Below are 1,792 nucleotides of genomic sequence, written 5' to 3' on the forward strand. Positions count from 1 at the left end.
CTTCCATTTCGAACACGCGGTTGCGGCTGTTGACGCTGCGGCCCATGATCCAGTAAACCTGAACAAAGGACTTGCCATCCGGACTGGTGCCGAGGACGATGCCGCGACCAGGATACGGGTTCTTGGAAAGTTCCTTAAAGTTGTTTTTTGCTTCATCTGTATAAGACATGTTTTTACCTCACTGAAAAAATCTTTTCTGGATTCTTCGCTTCGCTCAGAATGACATGCGAGCGATTTATCGTTTCGGGTTGTAGTTGTTCATCAAGATCATTGCCAAGGCAACACAGAACATAATGACACTTCCAACAACCACCTGCTGTTTATGATCGTATTCGCGCTTGATGTAGCTCGGATTCTCTTCGTTCAGTTCCTGCAAAGTCGGACCTTCGGCAAGCTTCGTAGAATCAATACCACAAATTTCCGCGATTTCCTCTTCGGACATGTTCAGCGTACTGACCCTAAGGGAATCACACTTGTTTGCGACTTCTGCGGCAGATGAAACCGCCGGCGTCAGTACGACGCAAGCGATTACAAAAAGGAGAATGCCGAGAGCGCGGCTCATCTAGCCTGAATTATTCCTGAGCCAGCTTGTCGAGAATTTCGTTCACCATGCCCGGGTTAGCCTTACCGCCAGACTTGCGCATGGTCATACCCACCAGGAAGCCCTTCAGAGCCACCTTGCCGGCCTTGAATTCTGCGAACTGGGCAGCGTTGGCTGCGCAGACTTCGCGAACGATTGCTTCGATAGCGCCAGTGTCTGCCACCTGGACCAGACCCTTTTCCTTAACGATGTCTGCAGGATCCTTACCGGTTTCGAACATGTCGGCGAAAACGGTCTTTGCAATCTTACCGTTGATGGTCTTGTCTTCGATGAGGTTCACCAGGGCGCAGAGCTGTTCCGGCTTGATCTTCAGGTCAGCGAGGCCACCTTCCAGATCCTTCATCTTGGCGAGGAGTTCAGTAATGACCCAGTTGGCGAGAACCTTGCCGTTCTTGCAGTTCTTGGAAGCGGTGTCGAACCAGTCGCTGATGTCACGGTCGTCGGTCAGCACCTGTGCGTCGTATTCGGACACGCCCAGGTCGTTCATGAAGCGTGCGCGACGTGCATCCGGCAGTTCCGGAAGGGTGCGACGGATTTCTTCCACGAAGGCAGGATCGGTGACGAGACGGACCATATCCGGTTCCGGGAAGTACTTATAGTCGTGAGCGTCTTCCTTGGAGCGGATGACGATAGTCTTGTCAGCATTGGGGTCGTAACGCTTGGTGCACTGTTCCACTTCCTTGCCTGCGTCGAGCGTTGCGGACTGCAAGTAGTATTCGGCGTTCAGAGCCTTTTCAAGGTTAGTGAAGCTGTTCAAGTTCTTGATTTCTGCACGGGTGCCGAAAGGTGCGTCTTCGGAAGCGCGGAGAGAGATGTTACCGTCGCAGCGCATGTTGCCGTTTTCCATGTTTGCATTGGAAACGCGGGTGTATTCCAGAGTCTGCTTGATCTTCTTGAGAACGAGCACTGCTTCTTCCGGGCTACGGATGTCCGGTTCAGTCACGATTTCACAAAGCGGAGTACCGCAGCGGTTTGCGTCGAAGTGAGAATCGGTGGGGCTCATGTCATGGATGAGCTTACCAGCGTCTTCTTCCATATGGATACGGGTGATGCCCACGCGCTTCTTGGTGCCGTCAGCCTTGATAATTTCAAGCCAACCGTTCTTGCAGATCGGATGGTCGTACACCGGAAGACCACCAGTCTGGGTAATCTGATAACCCTTGGGAAGGTCCGGGTAGAAATAGTTCTTAC

3 protein-coding genes are annotated in these 1,792 nt (G+C 52.4%); all 3 read right to left on the reverse strand.

The features are described from left to right. Positions 1-169, reverse strand: a 169-nt coding sequence (locus tag MJZ25_16540; protein MCQ2125776.1) for an IMP cyclohydrolase, incomplete at its 3' end; no start/stop codon positions are given. Between the two features lie 66 nt (positions 170-235). After that, positions 236-562, reverse strand: a complete 327-nt coding sequence (locus tag MJZ25_16545; GenBank protein MCQ2125777.1) for a hypothetical protein — start codon at positions 560-562, stop codon at positions 236-238. Between the two features lie 10 nt (positions 563-572). After that, positions 573-1,792, reverse strand: a 1,220-nt coding sequence (gatB, locus tag MJZ25_16550) for an Asp-tRNA(Asn)/Glu-tRNA(Gln) amidotransferase subunit GatB (GenBank protein ID MCQ2125778.1), incomplete at its 5' end; no start/stop codon positions are given.

Origin of the sequence: Fibrobacter sp. (assembly GCA_024399065.1) — a bacterium.
Lineage (GTDB): Bacteria > Fibrobacterota > Fibrobacteria > Fibrobacterales > Fibrobacteraceae > Fibrobacter.